The following is a 19868-nucleotide window of genomic DNA, read 5'->3' on the forward strand; positions in this document are numbered from 1 at the left end:
AGCAGTAATAAAGCCGGACTATCAAAGATTATTCACTGAAAGTGGCGCCCATCGATATAATTTGTAAAAAGCCGCTTATACCTGTTATCTTTACATGAAGTTATCGTTACGGAGAGAGAAGCACCTGTCCTTCACGAAAAATAGTTTTCTATACTTTGTATCTGCGAATTTTGATATAATGTATAATCAACCATAAGTATTATCAATAATCAGCAAAGAGGAGTTCAATATGGAATATAAACTAGGCGTAATAGGCGGCATGGGCTCTGAGGCGACAAGTTATTTCTTCAAGGAAGTTGTCGCTCATACGGAAGTAAAAAAGGATCAGGATCACATTGACACCGTCATTTTAAATCATGCAAGTCTGCCGGACCGGACAGAAGCTATTCTGACGGGGGACGACGAGGAATTTATCAACAGGATTGTTCAGGATATTCAATTGCTGGAGAAGATAAACGTTCAGAACATTGCCATCCCCTGTAACACGACCCACTATTTTTATAACATCATTCAGGAAGAGACCTCCGTCCCGATTATTCATATGCCGAAAGAAAGCGTCGCTTCCGCAGTAAGTAATTTTGATGACGTTAAAAAAATTGGCATCATGGCAACTACCGGAACGATACGGACAGGAATTTATCGAAAAGAATGCGAGGAGATGGGTGTAGAACTCGTGGCTCCGTCCGAAGCAGGACAGGAAGATGTCATGTCTCTTATTTATGATGAAATAAAAAAAGGTCTGCCGGGTGACAGATCGAAATTTGACCGTGCCTATCAGGAATTGATTGCTGCAGGCAGTGACGTAATCATTCTGGCCTGTACGGAATTATCCGTGTTCGGGGAAAAGAATGAACTGTACGATAATTGTCTGGATGCAATGGAAGTGTTAGTGAAAGAAGTGATTGCCCGTTCGGAAGAATATCAGGAAGTATTATAATACGTACCTGTATATTCCCTGCTGACTTTCATTTCTTCACCTACAGCTCCGGTTAACCCTGGAGACCTTTGCACATAAAGCGATTTTGTACATGTCCCCATTGAAACAGAGTAAGTCCGAGTATCGACTTACGGTTGCTTTTATCACTGAACCCTGCCATACTGAATCAATTATCAAAGAAAAGCAGGTGATGGATTGATAGAAGTACGTACTTCTCAAATTACAGACGTCGAAGATGAATTCAACAAAGGGGTGTTCGCCTCTCAAATGATCAGTAAAGGGACCCGCTTCCACCGGGCACCGGTGCTTCCCTACCCGAACGAACAGCATAAGCATATTGAAAAAACGTATCTGGCCGACTACGCTTTTGAGTATGGAGAAAATCACACCGCCTTTTTGCTCGGTTACGGTATGATGTTCAATCATTCTTATGAGCCGAACGCCATTTATGAAATAAATTTCGACAACCATTCTTTTGATTTCTATGCTTACCGTGATATACAGCCGGATGAAGAAATTTTCATCAACTATAACGGGGAAGCGGATATTGAAGATCCTTTATGGTTTCATGAAGAAGAGGAGCAGGATTAAGTCCGCTCCTCTTCTTTTATATATCCGGCAGTTTGTTGTACGTTTTTTTACAGATGTTCTCCGTGTGCCAGCTTAGCTATGTGCTCCCTGAGATCTTCTTTCCTCACTCTCCAGTGCCTCCCGATTTTAAACCCGGGAATCCGTCCGTCCTGCACCAGTTTATACGTGGTCACTTCACTGATCTGCAGATACTCCGCGACCTGAGCCACCGTCATGATTTCACGTTCCTTATCCATCAGCAACCGTCCTTCATTTCTATTCTGCTATTGTCAGTGTACGCGTTTCCTTTGAAATTCACAATCAAAACTCGGTGAAACCGATGAACTGAATCACTCCAACCATAATTTCTCATTGCAATTCAGTCGTTTATATTATACTCTGTTATAGTCCATTATAAGTCATTTAAAGACAATGATTCAAAATTTCATTGCTTACCCAATGAAAAAAGATAAATTCATAAAAGAAAGAGGGTACCTATGTTCTCATCCACCTTAAAGCAGGAATGGTTCGGAAACGTTCGCGGCGACATTCTTTCAGGTATTGTAGTAGCTCTGGCTCTCATTCCTGAAGCGATCGCCTTTTCAATTATAGCAGGCGTCGACCCCATGGTCGGTCTCTACGCTTCCTTCTGTATTGCGGTAGTCATTGCATTCGTCGGAGGCAGACCCGGCATGATTTCGGCAGCTACAGGAGCGATGGCTCTGCTCATGGTAACGCTCGTGGCGGAACACGGGCTCGAGTATTTACTGGCCACCACCATTTTAACGGGGGTTCTGCAGATTATTCTCGGGGTATTTAAGCTGGCCCGTTTCATGAAATTTATACCAAAATCGGTGATGGTCGGTTTCGTCAACGCGCTGGCTATTCTGATTTTCACTTCCCAGCTGCAGCATTTCGAAGGGGAAGGCTGGATCATCTATGTACTTGTCGGAGCTACACTTGCTATCATCTACCTTTTCCCTCTGATCAATAAGACGGTCCCCTCCACGCTCGTCGCCATCGTAGTTATGAGTGTCATCGTCGTAACGATGGGAATTGATGTGAGGAACGTCGGGAGTATGGGCGAACTTACCCAAACGTTGCCTATTTTCGCACTTCCAGATATACCGCTTAATTTCGAAACGTTAGCGATTATATTTCCGTATGCCATGGCACTGACAATTGTCGGGTTGCTTGAATCGTTACTGACAGCCTCGATCGTCGATGATTTCACCGATACGGAAAGTGATAAAAATAAAGAGAGCCGCGGCCAGGGAATAGCCAACGTCGTGGCCGGATGCTTCGGCGGTATGGCAGGCTGTGCTATGATCGGTCAGTCCGTCATCAACGTCAAGTCCGGGGGACGAGGACGTTTGTCGACTCTGGTAGCCGGGGTTTTTCTTATGTTTCTCATCGTAGTCCTCGGAAACGTCGTCGTACAGATTCCGATGGCTGCCCTTGCCGGAGTCATGATCATGGTATCTATCGGAACTTTCGACTGGGGTTCTGTGCGTAACATCCATAAGACCCCGCTTTCCGACGCAGCGGTTATGGTCATCACGGTGGTGACTGTCGTCCTGACTCACAACCTTGCTTACGGTGTGCTGGCCGGGGTCGTCCTGAGCATGATTTTCTTTGCTGTTAAAATCTCCAGAGTCCGTGTTTTATCCCTGTATATGAACGAAGCACAAAAACGTATATACTATGTACAGGGGCAACTGTTCTTCGCTTCTGTCACCGAATTCCAGGAATCTATCGAATTTAATGAAATTCCTTCTGTAAAAGAAGTTATAATCGATTTAAGCGAATCCCACCTGTGGGATGATTCAGCGATCGGAGCCCTGGATAGTGTAGAAGCCAAGTTTGACCAAAAAGGTATCGACGTTACGTTTGTGGGAATTAACGCAGAAAGCAGACGTTTACTTGAAAAAGTAGGGGGAGTTTCCAAAACCTCCTCCTAATAAACCGTAAGGGAGTTCTGATATGTATACCAAAATACTTTTAGCATCCGACGGATCCGAACATTCTCATCGGGCGATCGACGAAGCCTTGAAAATGGTGGATCCCTATAAAGATGAAGTTCATATTGAAGTTGTTTACGCTGTAGATGGTGATCAGTCCAAAAAAGACGTGCTGAAATATGGGGATTCCGACACCGCTTCCCTGAAACGGAAAGAAAAGTTCCAGTCCACCATCGAATATATCGAGGCGAAGGGGCTTGCAGCCGACATTACGATTTTGCACGGTCAGCCGGCTGAGACACTGATTGAATACGCGAACGAAGGCGACTACGACTGTGTGCTCGTCGGAAGCCGGGGACGGAATAAATTCCAGACGTTGATTCTCGGCAGCGTCAGCCATAAGGTAGTGAAGTATATTCAATGTCCGGTGGTCGTTGTGAAATAATTCATGGACTTTTATAAAAAAGTGAACTTCCAGGAAGAGCGATTTTTTTCATTTACTGAAGAAAATCGTTCTTTTTATGCAAAAAATCGCCTCCTCTGTATGAGGAGACGATTAACAAAACTTATGAGCGTCGGAAGTTACCGAGCACTTCGACGGTTTCCGTCACGCTCACGAAAGCCCGCGGGTCCACGTCCTGGATGATGGACTTGACAAGCGCCAGCTCGTAGCGGGAAATCACCGTGTACAGAACCTTTCGTTCCTCGTTGGAATATCCCCCTTGAGCATTCATCACCGTAATGCCGCGTATAAGATTTCCAATCAGTTCACCACGGAGTTTCTGATCCTGATCGGTCACCACCATAAGACTGAGTTTAATGTGACGGGTGTGGATACGGTCTACGACGATTCCGGTAATATAAATGGAAGCCAGTGTGTAAAGTGCGAGTTCCCAGGTAAAGAAAAATCCGGAAGCGAACACGACGAGACTATTCAGACCGAACACGAGAACGCCAAGAGGCAGATCACGTTTCAGGGTAAGGACTAATCCGATAACGTCAAACCCTCCGGTGGAGCCGTAAAAACGGATAATGGTACCGATACATGCCCCGACGATGACTCCCCCGAATACGGAAGACAAAAGTGCATCCTCTGTCACTTGAAGCACCGGCACATAGAGCATGGCCACCGAGGTTACTGCCACGGAAAACACACTGTTGGCGATAAACTCTTTTCCGAGTTTCATCCAGCCGATGATCAGCACCGGTATATTGAATACGATAAGCCAGATTCCTGAACTTAACGGGGTCAGCAGGCCGAATATCATAGCCAGTCCGGTTACACCGCCCGATAGAACTTCATGCGGCAGCAGGAAGAAGTTAAACGCAAAAGCCAAAACGACTGATGCCGTGAATAATACAATAAGATTTCTGAAACGATGTTTCACTTATTATCCCTCCGATCTCTCGGGTTTCTTAATAACACTTAATAGATTTTAGGGTCACAAAAATAAGAAGTCAATAAAAAAATCATCGTTTCTTTGAAGGTTCCCGAGGAGTCTATATATTAAAAACAGCTGCAGAGGCGGGTCCCCTGCAGCTGCTTTCAATGTTCTCTTCTATAAGCTCTCTTTCCAGTACTCTGACAACTTCCGGATAATGTCAGCTGCAGCACTATCCTCGGAGAGTCTCGGACTCTGCCCCGACCATAGAGACATAAACTCCGTCTTCTGCAGCCGTCCGGCTTCCTTACGGATCGGTTTTGTCAACGCGTTCTGAAGGGGATATTCAAGAATCGTCCGGCCGTCCATTTCGCGGATGAACCGGTTCTCAATCCCGCGGGCCGGCTTCCCGCTGAACACATCGGTCACGACAGTGTCAGCTTCTGTCGCTTCAAGAATAGCACCTTTGTGTACGCGTTTGGCACCACTTTCCTTACTCGTCACGAAAGCCGTGCCAAGTTGCACACCTTCCGCCCCGAGAGCAAACGACGCGGCTATCCCCCTTTTATCCATGATACCTCCGGCCGCTATAACCGGAATGGATACATGATCTGTGATCTGCGGAATAAGCGACATCAGGCCGATCATCCCTTTTTCGAATGAAGCGTGGAACGTCCCACGGTGGCCACCGGCTTCTGCTCCCTGGGCGACGATTGCATCCATCCCCGCTTCTTCGTTGAGCACCGCTTCTTCTACCGTCGTGGCAGTGCCGATCACTTTTATCCCGGACTGCTTCAGGGAACGGATCACCTCTTCCGGCGGAATACCGAAAGTGAAGCTGACTACAGGTACCTTTTCTGCCAGAATCCCTTCTATCTGTTCACCGAAAACAGACGGAATATCAGGGTTCACGGCCGCCTCCATCCCAAGTTCTTCTCTGAAAGGATGAAGGGCACGCATAGCTTTCTCTTCTTCTTCGAGGCTTGAAGAAGGATGGCCAGGGACAAACAAATTAACGCCAAAAGGTTTTTCCGTATGTTTTTTCACTTCCCGGATTGAATCCTTCATCGCTTCCGCCTCCATATAGCCGGCTCCTATCGTACCGAACCCGCCGGCTTCAGAGACAGCAGCCACCAGCTCGGGTGTCGTCACTCCTCCGGCCATTCCTGCCTGTATAATCGGGTAATCCGTCTCCAGCAGTTCAACGATTCTTTCACCTTTCATATTTTGAACCTCCCCTGTCATACATTCTTTTTCAGAAAAACATACCCGGTCTTCTCATAGTCCATCTTTTCTTCATAAAACTTGTGGGCATGCGACTGAGCCATTCCTGAAGATAGAGCTACGTGATCATATTTATTCTGCGCGGCCCATTGCTCAACGAAGTGAAGCATCATTTCCCCGTACCCGTAATTCCGTTTTTCATTTGTAACTACAAGGTCTTCAATCCATACGAGTCGTCCATAGTAAAGGCTTACAGCCGGTTTGAATCCTGCGACTGCAACGATTTCCTCTTCCTCCATCATACCGAACATATGGTAATTATCCCGTTCCATCGCTTCCGTCACAAGTTCCGAATACTTGTTCAGATCGAGGTTCGCACGTAATTCATTTACTACAGCGAAAGCCTTGGTAATATCCTGTTTCGTCGTCAGTTCTACAAGTTCCATGTATTAACACTCCCGGTCATTCTTATTACTTTCCCATTCAATTCTTCTCCTGCCTCTTTCATCCCTAATTTTTTATAAAAAGCTATCGCTCTCCTGTTCTCAGGAGCGACACGCAGGTGAAATTCAGTGATATCTTTTCCACGAAAAAATTTCATGGCGTAATTATACAAATTTAAGCCAAAGCCGAGGTCCCGCCATTCTTTCTCAAGGTAAAACAGGTGAACGTAACCGATGATCCGCCCCCTGAACTCCCGGACCGACAGTTCCAGTTGGCCGATCGGCTCCCCTTTTTTCTTCACAAGTTTCATACCGTCGGGAAATTCTTCCGCCTTCTTCTGTAACCAGTCCAGATAATCTTCTTCGTTCATAGAATCCGAACTGCCAAAACTTTCCTGAAAAACTTCTCTCCTGAACCGGAGTACCGTGTCTCTTTCCTTTTTCACGTTGATAGAAGTAAATTCCATTTTTACTCCTCCCCTTAATTGACAGCGAAAATATATACGCCTACGAGAAGCACCAGCAGTACGGCTATACTCGTCATGAACCCGATGAGCCAGCTGGAGGAACGGAAACGGCTCTCATTGATATTCTTCCGGATGGTATAGTAATTGACAGTAGAGCCGACGATAGTCAATATCCCAAGTGCGAGAGCACCGATACTGACGGTCAGCACAAGTGTCTCTTCCGTTTCCCCTTCCCCGGGACCTGCATTTATGTGCAGAGTCGTGGCCAGAAATCCGATACCGATCAGGGCAATCGCCGTACGGATCCAGGCCAGGTATGTACGTTCATTCGCCAGATGCTGCTGGATCAACTTCTGTTTATCCATTCGTCCGGCCTTCCTTGTTCTCCCGTCTTCTTCTCAGAACAATCGCAATACATATCCCGATGTAAGCACCAATTACTGCAGGGACGAAAGGCAAATCAAAGACCAGCACGGCTATGCCGACAATAATAAGCGGCAGTATTACATAATCGAATATTTTCAGCATGGTATCCCTCTTTCAATCTTCATTCAATCGTCTTCACCAATCGTATCATATCACGGCACTGTATGCCGTTTTCCCATATATCATCCTCGTACTGTTTTATGAAAAAGTCTTTATCTACGTGATCAATACGAAATCCGTTGCGCTGATAAAACAAAAGCTGGCCGATGCTTGAGTTCCCCGTTCCAGTTTCCATATTCTCATACCCTTCAGCAGCCTCAGCAGCAAACTGTAAAAGCCGGGATCCTACTCCTTTGCCCCGGTAAGAACCTGAAACAGCTATATTCACCACTTCCAGTGTACCCGGCCGGGTCGGGAGGAGAACCATAACACCGATGACTTCCCCGGCTTCCTCTGCGACAAACACGTCTCCCCGGTTTATGTAGTCGATGACATGATCTTTCATCGGATCCGCTTCCAGCAGGAGTTCCATAGGAACCTCGACTCTGTTGCAAGGTTTAATAATCACTGATTTCCACCCCTTTCCCTTCCATGCAGAAACTGTATTTCAATATTCTATCATACCCGGGTTCAGGTGATGAGCTCTCCTTACGTTTCAGTCTGTTCAGGTGTGGTATTATTACTTTCGAGGTGAATTAACATGGAACTATTGCCTGCTTCATTTTTTCGACAGCCGGCCCTCACCCTTGCGGAGGACCTGCTCGGCTGTGAGCTGATCAAAGAGACGGAAGAAGGAACAGCTTCCGGCTACATCGTAGAGACCGAAGTCTATATCGGAGCTGTGGACAAGGCGGCCCACAGCTACAACTATAAACGTACCAAACGTACGGAAGTGATGTTCGGAGAAGCCGGACATGCCTACACTTACGTAATGCACACCCACTGTCTCGTAAACGTGGTGGCGGGAGAAGTGGGAGAACCGGAAGCGATTCTCATCCGTGCCGTGGAACCTGTCCGGGGGATAGATCTTATGTACAAAAGACGCGGGGATAAAAAGGAAAAGGAACTTACGAGCGGCCCCGGCAAACTTACGAAAGCGCTCGGTATCGTGAAAAACGACTACGGGCATCCTTACGGGGAACCCCCGTTGTACATTGCTAAGGGTTTCACGCCTGAACACATTTCCACCGGTCCCCGCATCGGTATCGATAATTCAGAGGAAGCCAGAGACTTCCCCTGGCGTTTCTGGGTTACCGGCAACAGGTTTGTGTCCAGATGAAGATCTGCCGGGAATTGCAGTTTCGTTCCCCTCCTCCCTGTCGCACTATGAGGAATGGCACATAAAAAGAACGCTTCAGTCACGAAGCGTTCTTTGCCCGGCTTCCCCGGATCCTGCCAGCTTTTTTCGAACGTTGGCGTTCAGCTGGTCCATTTCTTCAATAAACTGTTCACTGGAAGCGATGATTCGCTCCGACGACTGTTCGGTCGTCTCCAGAGCTTCAAACACATTATCGAAAGATTCCTGAAGCGCTTCAATGCTGATGGCAGGATTTTCCATCATGGAAGTCGCTTCTTTCGTGTTATCCCGTAAATTCCTGGAGTTGGATAACAGCATCTCTTCCGTCGCTTTATTCACACCATTAACCGTATCGATTACTTCTTTCTGGTTATTCAGCGCCAGCTGAATCGTAGCGGAGACGGTAATAATATTTTTAGTGAGCGTTACCGCATTCCGAATAGATTCTTTCAGTTTTTCATTGTTTCTTTTAATGATATCAACCGAGGAAATACTTTGAATGAGTACGCTTTTCATCTGCGTCATATTTCTGGTCCGGGTGATGATTTTCTCTTTCCCCTCTTCAATCAGTGCATCGTCGTGTTCTCCGGTTCCTTCTTTTTCTTTCAGAAGCTGGAACAGTTTCTTTCCGAGATAGATCTGCTTTTCCAGCTCGTATATACGCTCCCGGGCACTTTCCTTAATTAAGCCGAGCTCCACACTGTCCTCTTCCAGCTGGTCCTTGCCGGCAAGTAAACTGCGGACGATCGTTTCAATACGTCCGTCCACGGTTTCGTATTTCTTCATGTAGCGTTCAATCGGTTTTTTGTTGCTCATTTTGTAAAAAAGTCTGGTCACTGCATTCCCTTCCGTCTGTTTCGGATCCAGATCGGAAACTACGTTCTTCAATTCATTCAGAGTCCGCGGTATATCATTGTTACTTTTATTCATGAGATCGTTCACCGGTCTTTTGAGAGAATCCATCGTTTCTCCGGCCACCCGCTGTTCTTTCTCACCGAGATCACCGAGTTCCTTCAACACCTCCGAAACCGAGCCGTCTTCGGCCGTGTCAAACTGACCGGCGTAGGATTCGGCTTCCCGGTTCAAACGTTCCATATCTTCCTGTTTAATCAACGTCTTCGCTTCCTTCAGATCCTGCTCATCCATTTCTGCTTCTATACTTTTATTTTCAAACTCCTTACTCATGTCGCATCTCTCCTTATAAGGTATCGATAAAACCGTATGCCTGGTTGACTTGTACGGCAGAAGCGGACGTCTATCTGTAATACGCAGCGACGAGGGGAAGGGTTTCGATTTTCAATGCGGATCTTCGTCTCCGGATGAAGACTCTTCCTGCCAGGAGTCTTTATATTTCGTGGTGATGATACCTTTACTTCTTGCAAAATCCTTTGTATACGTCTCTTCTTCCTTCGCTTCCAGCCTTTCGATGAACTTTCGTAAGTCCTCCATCGTCTCCTTCAGTTCCTCTTTTTTCTTCTGTTTATTTTCAGGCGACAGACTGGAAAAAGAATCCAAAAAAGCAGGAACATCTTTAAGGACCATCGTTTCCAGCGCATGCTGATCCTCTATATCGAGTTTATCGATCCGTTCGAACTGCTTCTGCGTGCGTTTTTTTAAGCTTCTCCAGCCCGCCTGCAGCTCCGGATCACTTTCAGCGAAAGGAAACACCCATCCTTCGAATATCTCAGCCGCCTGTTCGCTCACCTGATTATCAGGAGGGCTTTCTTCACGTACCCCGGTCACGTTGTGTTCCAGATAAGAGTCAAGGAACAAAAAAAGTTTTGTCGCAAAATCCCCGAGCGTTTCCCCGAGTCCTTTTTTGCGCGTGAACTCTTCCTTCAACGAGGTAGGGACCAGGGAATCTTCCTCCCGGCCGTTTATTCTCTCCAGCCTGGCAATAAGCAGCCTCGGCGGTTTACCGTACATCTCAACGGTCGCCTGGAACATGGAAGACAGTGGAACCGTTACTGTCATGTAGACTCCTTTCCAGGACAGATCGACGATGTATCTCGTTTTCATTTCAGCTATTTCTTCAATATCAAGGTCAATATACACAGGTCTTTTCCCTTTAGCGACCTGCTTCATATCTCTGAAAGTCTGGAAATCAATATAATGCTGGTATTCGGAACCGTACGGCATGAACGTTCGTTCAAGTGTTCCGAGTGTAGAAGAGTAGAGGTCTTCCATCGTTCATCATCCCCTTCTTATTCACCCTTCCTAACGGGTGCTATAGTAAAAGAATACCACAAATACCTGGTATAGAATATGCTGAAGACGTTACCTGAAAAAAATAAGACCGGCTCCCGGCCGATCTTTACGCGTTAAGGGAATCATTCAGTTTTTTCGCCTGGAAATAGAAATACAGATAGCAGCCAGTCCAGATTAAAACGTATACGATCAGAAAAAGCAGAACCCCGAACAGCAGCCCTGCGAAAGTAAGGGGGAACCAGCCGATACCGATGCCAAGAATAAAATAGAGAGAAGTGACGATAAAGAAGTGTACAATCGTCCGTTTTCTGAGTGTCCAATGTTCAAATGTAAAAATCAGGGCTCCTACACTGAAAAACCAGCCGCAGAAAATAGATGCCGCCGAATTTTTGATAAATAGCGCGGCGTCAAAGGATTCTGCCCCTGTTGCGTAGAATCCGGTATACATCAATACAGCGATAAGTGCTCCAAAACAGATACCGACAAAGCTTTGGAAAATCAATTTCTTTCCCATTTTCTTCATCCTTTCCCTTCGAGTTTATTCCTGATTTCGGACACGTATTTCCGGGATACGTACTCCTTCTCCCCGTTTTTAAAATAAACGCACAGGGTACCATTGAAAGAAGCTTCAAATTTTTGCAGAGCATCGAGATTTGCTATCGCTGATTTCGAAAGTCTTACGAAATGTTCCGGATCCAGTTCTTTTTCAAGCTCGTACAGTCGCTCTTTCATTCGATACCTCCCGTCTTCGGTACGGGCCACCACCGTCTTATTTTCTGTATAGAGGTACAGGATTTCTTCAGGTTTGAATATGTGACGTGTATCGTCATTCACCCCACTGAAGTAAGAGCGTCTTCTCTCTTGTAACCGCTCCATAAGCAGACTCACTTCCTCATTCCATTCTTTCGCCCGGATCAGAACTTCCAATCGTTCCAGCGCCTCATCGATTTCCACGTTGATTTTCATACCCTGGGCCTCCCTTCCTCGCTATCTGTTTCTATTATAATAGAAGCGGCCGGTAATCCGTACCGGATGTTTCCAACCGGACGATAAATAAAGGCGACGTGCAGAAATAATGATCCAACGTGCAACTTATTCCGTAAGCTATGTAAAGGAGGCAAACTCATGCCTAAATATTTTCTCATTCTGATTTTTGTATTATTGAGCGGCTGTATGAATACAAATGACGAAGTAAAGGAAAGTGAAGAAAGTCAGGAAACAAACAATACGGAAGTGAAAGCACAAGCGGAGAGTACCGGTAACTATGACGAACCGATTATTAAAGATGAAAGAGAAGCCGTGACCCCGGCCAAACTATCCATACCGGCAATTGATGTCGAAGCGGAAGTCGAACAAGCGGGAGTCGATGAGAAAGGGCGCATGGGCGTACCGGACGGGTCGGAGAATGTCGCCTGGTTCGAACCGGGAACGAAGCCCGGGGCTGCGGGTAACTCCGTCATGGCGGGACACGTTGACGACACCGTGAATCCGGCAGTTTTTTATAACCTGCACAAACTTAAAGAAGGCGATGAGGTTTCCGTTCAGAACAAAGATGGGAAGACGTTGACTTTCGAAGTGACAGGTAAAGAAGTGTACGGGTTCAAGGATGCTCCAATGGAAGAAATATTCGGTTATACCCACCGCAGTGCTCTTAACCTGGTTACCTGCTACGGAGATTATGTCGGAGATACTACCCGAAGAGAAGACAGACTCGTAGTATATACACAATTGAAAAGTGAAAGCTCTGATTAACCTTTTGACTTCTTCTTTACCGGGAAATAGCGATGCGACAAAAATAAAACGATACACGAAGAAAAAGCGTTATCTGCCTTTCAAGATTTATACTTGTGCAGTTATGTTATCCAGCGTATGGAGCAGGGACTGCACTTTTTCATCGTTCTCCGCATCCGGATGAGGATTTCCGAAATTACCCTTATCGTTATCGTAATACTTCCCGGAAGCTTCCCGAAACGAATCGGATACAGCAGCCTGATATAAAATCCGGGCTCCGATACTGATGTCGTGCCCATCTGTTCCGAATGCCTCTTTCACCATTTTGCTACCGAGTAAAGACATCGGGTTAACAGCCACTATCACCGGTTCACTCTTTTTTGCCATTCCGAACGTCCACATCGTAAGTGCCAGCTTACTCTGACCATAGGCAGCGTCGTCCCCGATTTCTTTTCGCCTCATCATCTTGTCGAGGTCGACAGGCTGCTGTGCCGCGGAGGACAGGTTGATGATACGCCCTGACCCGTCCATAAGAGGAAGAAGACGCCTTGTGAGTAAGTAAGGAGCGACCGTATTGACCGCAAAACGGATATCCAGGCCGTCTTCCGTAGTTTTCACAGGCGTTTTGTATATTCCGGCATTATTAATGAGCACATCGAGACGATCGTGATGATCCGTAACCTCTTCGGCGAATTCCTTTACCTCTTTAAGTACAGAGAGGTCGGCCACGTAAGTTTCACTGTTCTCTTTCCCCAGTTCCTCTTCCACCATTTTCAGTTTTTCTTCATTACGCCCGTGCAGCAGAAGAGTGTGACCCTCTCCCGCCAGCATGCGTGCCGCTGCCAAGCCGATTCCATCCGTAGCTCCCGTAAGCAGAATTTTCATCGTACTCCTCCTGTCTGTGACTGACTCGTTCACCATTTACCGACCTGTTCCCTTTTCCTTGCTCTTTTAACATAAAAATTCCAGCCTGCACCGGGAATTATTATATTCTTCAATGTTACAATATAAGAAAAATATAAGGAAAAGGATGATCAGAAATCAATGTCAACGTCCATACTTTAGTAGATGTCATCGGAGACCTGTTCTCTGAAGAGACTTCTCTCGCTTTGTCGGATACGGAGAATTACGTCTATTATCGTCCCAGTAAACGGATTGATTTAAAGATAAGTGCCGGAGACCCGGTTACCAGAGGAACAATTACCTATAAAGCTCTGAGCATGAAGCAGAAAGTCTCGGAATATATAGACCGGGATGTTTTCGGCGTGCCTTATTACGGCATGGCAGTTCCCTACGAAATAGAAGGAGAACTCGCCGGGTGTGTAACCGCCATTTTCCCTACCCTGACCAGTGCCCTGTCCGTGGTCACCGTTAAAGAGAATGACAGGTGGATCCCGTTGAAGTTCGATCAGGTCCTGTACATAGAGGCGAAAGCGAAAAAGACGTTCGTCGTAGGTGAAGCGCACACGGGGGTGCACAAATACTCTTTGAACGAATTCGACTTCTTTCTGCCGGGAAGTTCCTTTATCCGTTGTCATCGCTCTTTCATTGTAAACGTCAATCACATTCAGGAAATCTATCCGGACACTCATTCCACGTTCCTGCTTAAAATGAGTGATGATTCCATGATCCCGGTCAGTCAGACGCATTCCGGTTATTTGAGAAAGCTACTCGGGTTCTGATTTACTCTTTCTCATCATCTGATATTCTTACTCGTAAAGAAAAATGACCATTCCGTCGGAAATCTCCAGTTCTTCCCTTTTTATAAGATAAAATATTCACAACAGTCTTATAAAAAGAGGTGGAACTATATGGGTATAGAAAATAGCCGAATTTTAAATGAAGACTTGAAAGAACGCATTGTTACAGCCGAAACTGCAGCTTCCTGGATCGGGGACGGTATGACGCTTGGATTAAGCGGATTTACAAAAGCCGGAGATTTGAAAGCGATACCAGACGCACTGGTTAAGAGAGCTGAGACAGATCCATTCAAAGTAAATGTATTTACAGGAGCATCACTCGGATCGGATATAGACAGAATGTTCGCGGAAGCTGATATTATCAATAAGCGCCTTCCCTTCCAGGCCGATCCCAGAATGCGTCAGGGGATAAATGAGGGGTCGTTTCACTTCGTGGACCAGCATCTTTCCCATACTTCCGAAATGTTGCGTCAAGGGGTTTTACCTGAAGTGGATTACGCTATTTTGGAAGCGGTTTCTATCAAAGAAGATGGAACTATCATTCCGACGACTTCCGTCGGGAATTCTCTGGCCTTCGCCATGCATGCAGAACACATTATTGTGGAAATCAACGAAGCCCAGCCCGAGGCCCTCGAGGGTGTCCACGATCTCTATGCTCCTGCTCCCCAGGGACAGCGTGAACCTATTCCTCTCGTCAGCCCGGAAGAAAGGATAGGGACGGAAGGTATTCAGGTGGACCCTGCAAAAATCAAGGGAATCATCTTTACGAATCAGCTGGATTCCCCTTCTACAGTCACACCGCCGGATGCGGAAACGCGTGACATAGCCGGTCACCTGATCGATTTTCTCAAAGAGGAAGTCAGATTAGGAAAACTGCCCGAAAATCTTGTACCTTTGCAATCGGGTATCGGTTCAGTAGCAAATGCTGTATTCCACGGCCTGCTGGATTCTGATTTCGAACATTTGCAAGTCTATTCGGAAGTGCTTCAGGATTCAGTGATAGACCTTCTTGATGCCGGAAAAGTGGACTTTGCATCAGGATGCTCAGTTACGTTGTCCGAAGATAAAATGAAACAGGTATTCTCAAACATTGAAGACTATCGTGACCGCGTGGTACTGAGACCACAGGAAATCTCGAACCACCCGGAAATCATCCGCCGGCTCGGTCTTATCTCCATTAATACAGCCGTGGAAATGGACATATACGGAAACGTGAACTCCACTCACGTAGGCGGTACTAAAATGATGAACGGAATCGGAGGATCGGGCGACTTTGCCCGAAATTCGAGACTGGGTATTTTCGTTACTAAATCAATAGCCAAGGACGGTGACATCTCAAGTATCGTTCCGTTCGTTCCACACGTCGATCATACCGAACACGATGTAGATGTTATCGTGACGGATCAGGGATATGCAGATCTGCGGGGACTAGCGCCCCGGGAACGTGCCGGGCTGATCATTGAGCGTTGTGCACATCCGAGTTACCGGGAACAGCTTCACGATTACTTTGAAGCGGCTCTGGAGCGGGGCGGCCAGACTCCTCACATGCTGGAAGAAGCACTCGCCTGGCACAGGGAGTTCGAAACAAACGGCTCGATGAAGAAATTGGTCAAATCCTGAAATCGGATATAACGAATTTAAAACCCCGGGGAAGAAAGCTTAAGTTCAAAGCTTCCTTCACCCGGGGTTTTAGTTAATATCGGATGGTTTTTCCATTTTACTGCTGGTTCTGTTTTCTGAAATGCAATGTAAGTGCTGTGATCAGCGCAAACATTCCGGCAATAGCAAGCCACATTGTACTGTTCATGCCGGTGTCCTGTGGAGACAATCCGGTTTCCGGCATTTCAGAAGGCATTTCCTGACTGAATTTCTCAGGGAACTGTGCAGAAATTGCTCCTGAGAGAGCTTTTCCTGGAGTGAACATATGAGCGTAAGCATCACGGATATCCGAGTAAGCTTTATCATAGTCTTCCATCGTATAGCTGTCAAAAGCTCCAATCAATTGATTCACGTGTGTCTGAAGTCCTTCTGACATAACGTCTGCACTTACTTTTCCTTCCGTAGCGGTTTCAATAAAGGAAGAGAAGTCAGCACGGTAATCTTCAAGGGCGGATAGTGCTTTCTCTTTTGCTGCTTCATCTTCTGCACCTGTCGCTTCTACATAAGAAACGAAGTTACCGATGTGGTCAGACCACATTTGCTGGAACTGTTCTCCTGCTTCTTCTCCGTATACAGACCCGATAGTATCAGAAAGTTCTTCTGTGTTATTGCTCAGTGCTTCTGCAGATGCTTCGAAGTCTTCACTTCCGTCGATGCCATTCTGCATAGCTGTTACTGCAAGTCCGGCGTGCTCACTTAACAGGTAGCTCAAGTCAGAACGAAGATCTGCTGCAGGTGTAACTGCGGATGTATCATTGAATTTCTCAGGGAATTGGTTGGACATAGCGTCAGACAGGCCTTTACTTACCATGTACATATGACTCATAGCTTCCCGTTCGTACTCGTAGGCCGCTTCATAGTCGCCAGCGACGAAAGCATCAAAAGCTCCGATCAGCTGATTGACGTGCACTTGAAGTCCTTCCGCGAGAGCTCCTGCTTCCAGTCGCTCACCAGTAGCATCTTCAAGGAACTGGGAGAATTCTTCTTTGTATTCCCCGAGGTTATCGAGTGCTTCCTGTTTCGCCTCTTCGTCCCCTGCATCAGTAGCCTTCACGTAATCCACAAAGTAGCCGATGTGCTCGGACCACATGTCATTAAACTGTTTGCCGGCTTCTTCCCCGTATACAGAACCGATGGCTTTGGACAGATCATCCGTGTTCTTGCTCAAAGCTCCTGCAGCCTGATCAAAATCGGAAGCTCCTTCCGCTCCTTTTCTCATCGTTTCCACTGCAAGGTATACGTGTTCACTTAACAGGTGGTCAAGAGACGAACGCAATTCTACAGCTTCTGTATCCACGGAAGGGGTCGGCATATGATCCTCCGCATAAACGTTCAATCCTAAACTCGGTACAGCGATAGTGGCAGCAAGTGGGATAGTTACAAGTCCTTTTTTCCAGTTCATTAATGATCCTCTCCTTTTTTAATTAATTACACCAAGCATACGGAGCGGATATAGAAGTGGATCATTATTTTTCGAAAAAAGTGAACTTTTTTTGAAAGTTTCATACAGAATCCCTCTACGGAAGGGATTCTCTCTTTTTCAGGAACGGCCGATGATTTTTTTCCGATATTTCGACGGGTACACCGAAAAAAGATGTCATCATATCCGAATCGAGCAGACGGCTCGTCTCCCCGGCCTCATATATCTCCCCTTCCTTCAACAGGAGAGTATGTTCGAAAACAGGAAGAATCTCATCTACATGGTGAGTTACAAAAAGGATGGTCGGTCCCTTTTCTTTTTCAGCTATCCGTTCCACCGACTCAAGCATCTGTTCCTTTGCAAGAAAATCAAGCCCGTTCGTCGGTTCATCCAGAATAAGGAGCTCCGGCTCTGCCATCAGGGCTCTCGCAATAAGCACCCGCTGTTTTTCTCCGGAAGAAAGAGTGTCGTACAAACGGTTTGCATAATCGTAGCAGTCAAGTTCCCTCAGTAGACCGATCGCTCTTTCTCTTATTTCATCCGTAGGAGTATCATACAGCCCTATGGAAGCAAAAGCTCCACTCAATACGACCTCAAAGGCATTGTCCCCTTTATGCAGACGGTTCTGTACCGAAGCGGAGACAAAACCTATCTGTTTTCGCAGCTTTTCTGCCAGATACGTCTTTCCGAATTCAAGACCAAGAACTTTTATCGTACCGGAGGATGGAAATGTATAGGCATTGATCAGATTCAAAAGAAAAGTCTTTCCTGAACCGTTCAGTCCAAGGATTGCCCAGTGCTCTCCGTTCTCTACTTGCCAGGTGATGTTATTTAATATAAAGCGACCCTCTCTCTTTAAAGAGATGTCCTGCATGTCGATGATCATTCTAAAACTCTCCTTTTATTTGTAAAAAGCCGCCCCCTGTATAGAGGACGACTTTCGTATATTTTATATCTCTGCGGCCAGCACAATTTCCCCCTGAGGTGTTTCACTGTCAGGCCCCGGTTCTTTAGTGATGGCAAGGGTATCCCAGTTACCGTCTTTAAGCTCATCCATAGGATAGGTCACTGCTCCGGAACCTTGTTCGTTCGTTACAAATGTTCCGGCCCTTACCGGATCCCCTTCCTCAAGAAGCCAGACCTGATAAGCCTCATTACCCGACAGAGGAGCGAGCTGTTCTGCCTGGATCACGAGCTGCGACTCTCCGTCATTTGCGACCATGGAAGCCTGACCTTTGGCTTCTCCTCCTTCAGGGTTCTGAAGAGTAAGCTCCTGCCTGAGGTTATCGATCACAACTTCCTCCTCCGGTTGAGTGGTGGAAGTGCCGGACCACTGGTTCAGGAATGCCGCATTTCCAACAAGTGAAGCAGCTAGTGCGGCCGCAAGCCCCCAGACCGCCCAGTTTCTTTTCCTTGTTCGGGAGAGCGCGGGTTTTTCCTTTTCCTTCTTCTCTTCAATAGGAATTACACTGTCATAACCCTCTTCTTTTTCCTCATCTTCAAAAACGGAAGAGAGTACGCGGTTTTTCATACCGCTATCCGGTTCAACCGGTTCGGAAAGATAAGGGAGAGACTCGGTCAGCTCACGCAATTCAGCCAGTTCCTCCCGGCACGACTCACAGCTTGCCAAGTGATTTTCAAATTGAGCTTCTTCTTGCTCGGACAACTGTCCGTTAAAATAATCTATCAGGTTATCACATTGTTTATCACTCATGTCGTATCTCCCCCCCTTCCTCTTTCCGTCATTTCAGTCTGTAAATGTTTCAACGCCATTCGTATTCGTCCCTTTACTGTTCCCAGGGGCACGTCCAGCTGTTCTGCTATCTCTCTGTGGGATTTTGCATCAAAATAAAACAGCCGGATTACCTTCTGTTGGTCTTCTTTCAATACTTTCATCGACTGGCGCACGGCCGTCGCTTCTTCTTTCGACTCATACATCTCCTCGATCGAAGGTTCATTAGTCTGAAGCGCATCTCTTTCATCGAGTTCATAAGGGGTGTCCTTCTTCTTCCTCATCAGATCAATCGCTGCATTCCTCACAATCGTGAGCAGCCAGCTCGAAAATTTTCCCTTCGATTCATCATACGTACCTTTTTGAGTCCATAATTTCATGAATACATCCTGGACGACTTCTTCCGACAATCCGTGATTGTTCGTCATCTTGTAACTAAAAGAAAAGACTAGTTTCTCATATTTATCATATAACTGCTCGAGGGCATCTTTATCTTTATGCAGCAGACGCCGGTAGAGTTCTTCATCCGGTTTACTCATCTGATTCTCCTTTAATTGTAGTAAACCTATTATAGAAAATAGAATACTGGATTACAATGTTTCTCACTAAGTATACGTATGAAAATCCGCTTTGGATCTTTGAATTTTAAAAGTTTCGTCTATACTGCCGATAGTGAAAGCCAATCCCCATTGGTGGTCCACACCAGTGGAC

General features: G+C 46.4%; 25 protein-coding genes. 8 read left to right on the forward strand and 17 right to left on the reverse strand.

Going from position 1 to position 19868, the window contains the following annotated elements; genetic code table 11:
• Positions 1–229: 229 nt before the first annotated feature.
• Positions 230–937 (forward strand): cysteate racemase, encoded by a 708-nt coding sequence (cuyB, locus tag AAV35_RS08165; RefSeq protein WP_008589505.1) that lies wholly within the window; start codon positions 230–232, stop codon positions 935–937.
• Between the two features lie 195 nt (positions 938–1132).
• Complete coding sequence (locus tag AAV35_RS08170; protein WP_008589502.1) at positions 1133–1528, forward strand: SET domain-containing protein; 396 nt, start codon at positions 1133–1135, stop codon at positions 1526–1528.
• A 47-nt stretch (positions 1529–1575) separates the two neighbouring features.
• On the opposite strand, the gene AAV35_RS08175 is transcribed toward AAV35_RS08170, so the two are convergent.
• A complete protein-coding gene (locus AAV35_RS08175) occupies positions 1576–1764 on the reverse strand; it encodes a helix-turn-helix domain-containing protein (protein WP_008589501.1) in 189 nt (62 codons plus the stop codon).
• Between the two features lie 240 nt (positions 1765–2004).
• Here AAV35_RS08175 and AAV35_RS08180 point away from each other — a divergent pair, with 240 nt between their 5' ends.
• Both AAV35_RS08180 and AAV35_RS08185 read left to right on the forward strand, forming a co-directional pair.
• Complete coding sequence (locus AAV35_RS08180) at positions 2005–3468, forward strand: SulP family inorganic anion transporter (protein ID WP_008589498.1); 1464 nt, start codon at positions 2005–2007, stop codon at positions 3466–3468.
• Between the two features lie 22 nt (positions 3469–3490).
• Positions 3491–3913 carry a universal stress protein gene (locus AAV35_RS08185; protein ID WP_008589496.1) on the forward strand — a complete coding sequence of 141 codons (423 nt, stop codon included), beginning with the start codon at positions 3491–3493 and terminating at the stop codon, positions 3911–3913.
• A gap of 121 nt (positions 3914–4034) precedes the next feature.
• Here the strand turns inward: AAV35_RS08185 and AAV35_RS08190 are convergent, their stop codons facing one another.
• The 7 genes from AAV35_RS08190 to AAV35_RS08215 all read right to left on the reverse strand — a co-directional run bounded on the left by AAV35_RS08190 (position 4035) and on the right by AAV35_RS08215 (position 7978).
• Positions 4035–4856: a YitT family protein gene (locus AAV35_RS08190; RefSeq protein ID WP_008589495.1), complete on the reverse strand. Its 822-nt coding sequence runs from the start codon at positions 4854–4856 to the stop codon at positions 4035–4037.
• Positions 4857–5027: 171 nt separating this feature from the next.
• On the reverse strand, positions 5028–6074 hold the full coding sequence (locus tag AAV35_RS08195; protein ID WP_008589493.1) for an NAD(P)H-dependent flavin oxidoreductase: 1047 nt from the start codon (positions 6072–6074) through the stop codon (positions 5028–5030).
• Positions 6075–6091: 17 nt separating this feature from the next.
• Positions 6092–6520: a GNAT family N-acetyltransferase gene (locus tag AAV35_RS08200; protein WP_008589491.1), complete on the reverse strand. Its 429-nt coding sequence runs from the start codon at positions 6518–6520 to the stop codon at positions 6092–6094.
• Positions 6508–6984, reverse strand: a complete 477-nt coding sequence (locus AAV35_RS08205; RefSeq protein ID WP_008589489.1) for a GNAT family N-acetyltransferase — start codon at positions 6982–6984, stop codon at positions 6508–6510. Before AAV35_RS08205 ends, AAV35_RS08200 begins: the two co-directional genes overlap by 13 nt.
• 14 nt (positions 6985–6998) lie before the next feature.
• Positions 6999–7349: a YidH family protein gene (locus tag AAV35_RS08210; RefSeq protein ID WP_008589487.1), complete on the reverse strand. Its 351-nt coding sequence runs from the start codon at positions 7347–7349 to the stop codon at positions 6999–7001.
• Complete coding sequence (locus AAV35_RS14365; protein ID WP_156330867.1) at positions 7342–7512, reverse strand: hypothetical protein; 171 nt, start codon at positions 7510–7512, stop codon at positions 7342–7344. Before AAV35_RS14365 ends, AAV35_RS08210 begins: the two co-directional genes overlap by 8 nt.
• Positions 7513–7531: 19 nt before the next feature.
• Positions 7532–7978 carry a GNAT family N-acetyltransferase gene (locus tag AAV35_RS08215; RefSeq protein ID WP_008589485.1) on the reverse strand — a complete coding sequence of 149 codons (447 nt, stop codon included), beginning with the start codon at positions 7976–7978 and terminating at the stop codon, positions 7532–7534.
• 132 nt (positions 7979–8110) lie between these two features.
• On the opposite strand from AAV35_RS08215, the gene AAV35_RS08220 reads away from it, so the two are divergent.
• Positions 8111–8689: a DNA-3-methyladenine glycosylase gene (locus tag AAV35_RS08220; RefSeq protein WP_008589484.1), complete on the forward strand. Its 579-nt coding sequence runs from the start codon at positions 8111–8113 to the stop codon at positions 8687–8689.
• Positions 8690–8764: 75 nt separating this feature from the next.
• Here AAV35_RS08220 and AAV35_RS08225 read toward each other — a convergent pair whose 3' ends face one another.
• The 4 genes from AAV35_RS08225 to AAV35_RS08240 all read right to left on the reverse strand — a co-directional run bounded on the left by AAV35_RS08225 (position 8765) and on the right by AAV35_RS08240 (position 11881).
• Positions 8765–9892, reverse strand: a complete 1128-nt coding sequence (locus tag AAV35_RS08225) for a toxic anion resistance protein (protein WP_008589482.1) — start codon at positions 9890–9892, stop codon at positions 8765–8767.
• A gap of 111 nt (positions 9893–10003) precedes the next feature.
• Positions 10004–10894, reverse strand: coding sequence for a hypothetical protein (locus tag AAV35_RS08230; RefSeq protein ID WP_008589480.1), 891 nt, complete (start codon positions 10892–10894; stop codon positions 10004–10006).
• Positions 10895–11021: 127 nt separating this feature from the next.
• Positions 11022–11429: a DUF3021 domain-containing protein gene (locus AAV35_RS08235; protein WP_008589478.1), complete on the reverse strand. Its 408-nt coding sequence runs from the start codon at positions 11427–11429 to the stop codon at positions 11022–11024.
• A gap of 5 nt (positions 11430–11434) precedes the next feature.
• Positions 11435–11881 carry a LytTR family DNA-binding domain-containing protein gene (locus AAV35_RS08240; RefSeq protein ID WP_008589475.1) on the reverse strand — a complete coding sequence of 149 codons (447 nt, stop codon included), beginning with the start codon at positions 11879–11881 and terminating at the stop codon, positions 11435–11437.
• A 159-nt stretch (positions 11882–12040) separates the two neighbouring features.
• On the opposite strand from AAV35_RS08240, the gene AAV35_RS08245 reads away from it, so the two are divergent.
• Entirely contained in the window at positions 12041–12667 is a 627-nt protein-coding gene (locus AAV35_RS08245; protein WP_008589473.1) for a class F sortase, read from the forward strand.
• Positions 12668–12754: 87 nt separating this feature from the next.
• Here the strand turns inward: AAV35_RS08245 and AAV35_RS08250 are convergent, their stop codons facing one another.
• Positions 12755–13531 carry an SDR family NAD(P)-dependent oxidoreductase gene (locus tag AAV35_RS08250; RefSeq protein ID WP_008589471.1) on the reverse strand — a complete coding sequence of 259 codons (777 nt, stop codon included), beginning with the start codon at positions 13529–13531 and terminating at the stop codon, positions 12755–12757.
• Between the two features lie 155 nt (positions 13532–13686).
• Here AAV35_RS08250 and AAV35_RS08255 point away from each other — a divergent pair, with 155 nt between their 5' ends.
• Together AAV35_RS08255 and AAV35_RS08260 are read left to right on the forward strand one after the other, a co-directional pair.
• Positions 13687–14328 carry a LytTR family DNA-binding domain-containing protein gene (locus AAV35_RS08255; RefSeq protein WP_040609287.1) on the forward strand — a complete coding sequence of 214 codons (642 nt, stop codon included), beginning with the start codon at positions 13687–13689 and terminating at the stop codon, positions 14326–14328.
• A gap of 129 nt (positions 14329–14457) precedes the next feature.
• On the forward strand, positions 14458–15966 hold the full coding sequence (locus AAV35_RS08260; RefSeq protein WP_008589468.1) for a succinyl-CoA:acetate CoA-transferase ScpC: 1509 nt from the start codon (positions 14458–14460) through the stop codon (positions 15964–15966).
• A gap of 97 nt (positions 15967–16063) precedes the next feature.
• Here the strand turns inward: AAV35_RS08260 and AAV35_RS08265 are convergent, their stop codons facing one another.
• The 4 genes from AAV35_RS08265 to AAV35_RS08280 form a co-directional block, all read right to left on the reverse strand.
• A complete protein-coding gene (locus AAV35_RS08265) occupies positions 16064–17407 on the reverse strand; it encodes an LPXTG cell wall anchor domain-containing protein (RefSeq protein WP_008589466.1) in 1344 nt (447 codons plus the stop codon).
• Between the two features lie 115 nt (positions 17408–17522).
• A complete protein-coding gene (locus tag AAV35_RS08270; protein WP_008589464.1) occupies positions 17523–18311 on the reverse strand; it encodes an ABC transporter ATP-binding protein in 789 nt (262 codons plus the stop codon).
• 63 nt (positions 18312–18374) lie between these two features.
• Entirely contained in the window at positions 18375–19139 is a 765-nt protein-coding gene (locus AAV35_RS08275) for an anti-sigma factor (RefSeq protein ID WP_008589463.1), read from the reverse strand.
• Complete coding sequence (locus AAV35_RS08280; protein WP_008589461.1) at positions 19136–19696, reverse strand: RNA polymerase sigma factor; 561 nt, start codon at positions 19694–19696, stop codon at positions 19136–19138. The genes AAV35_RS08275 and AAV35_RS08280 overlap by 4 nt, the downstream gene beginning before the upstream one ends.
• Positions 19697–19868 lie beyond the last annotated feature (172 nt).

Source organism: Salimicrobium jeotgali, assembly GCF_001685435.2.
Classification (GTDB): domain Bacteria; phylum Bacillota; class Bacilli; order Bacillales; family Halobacillaceae; genus Salimicrobium; species Salimicrobium album.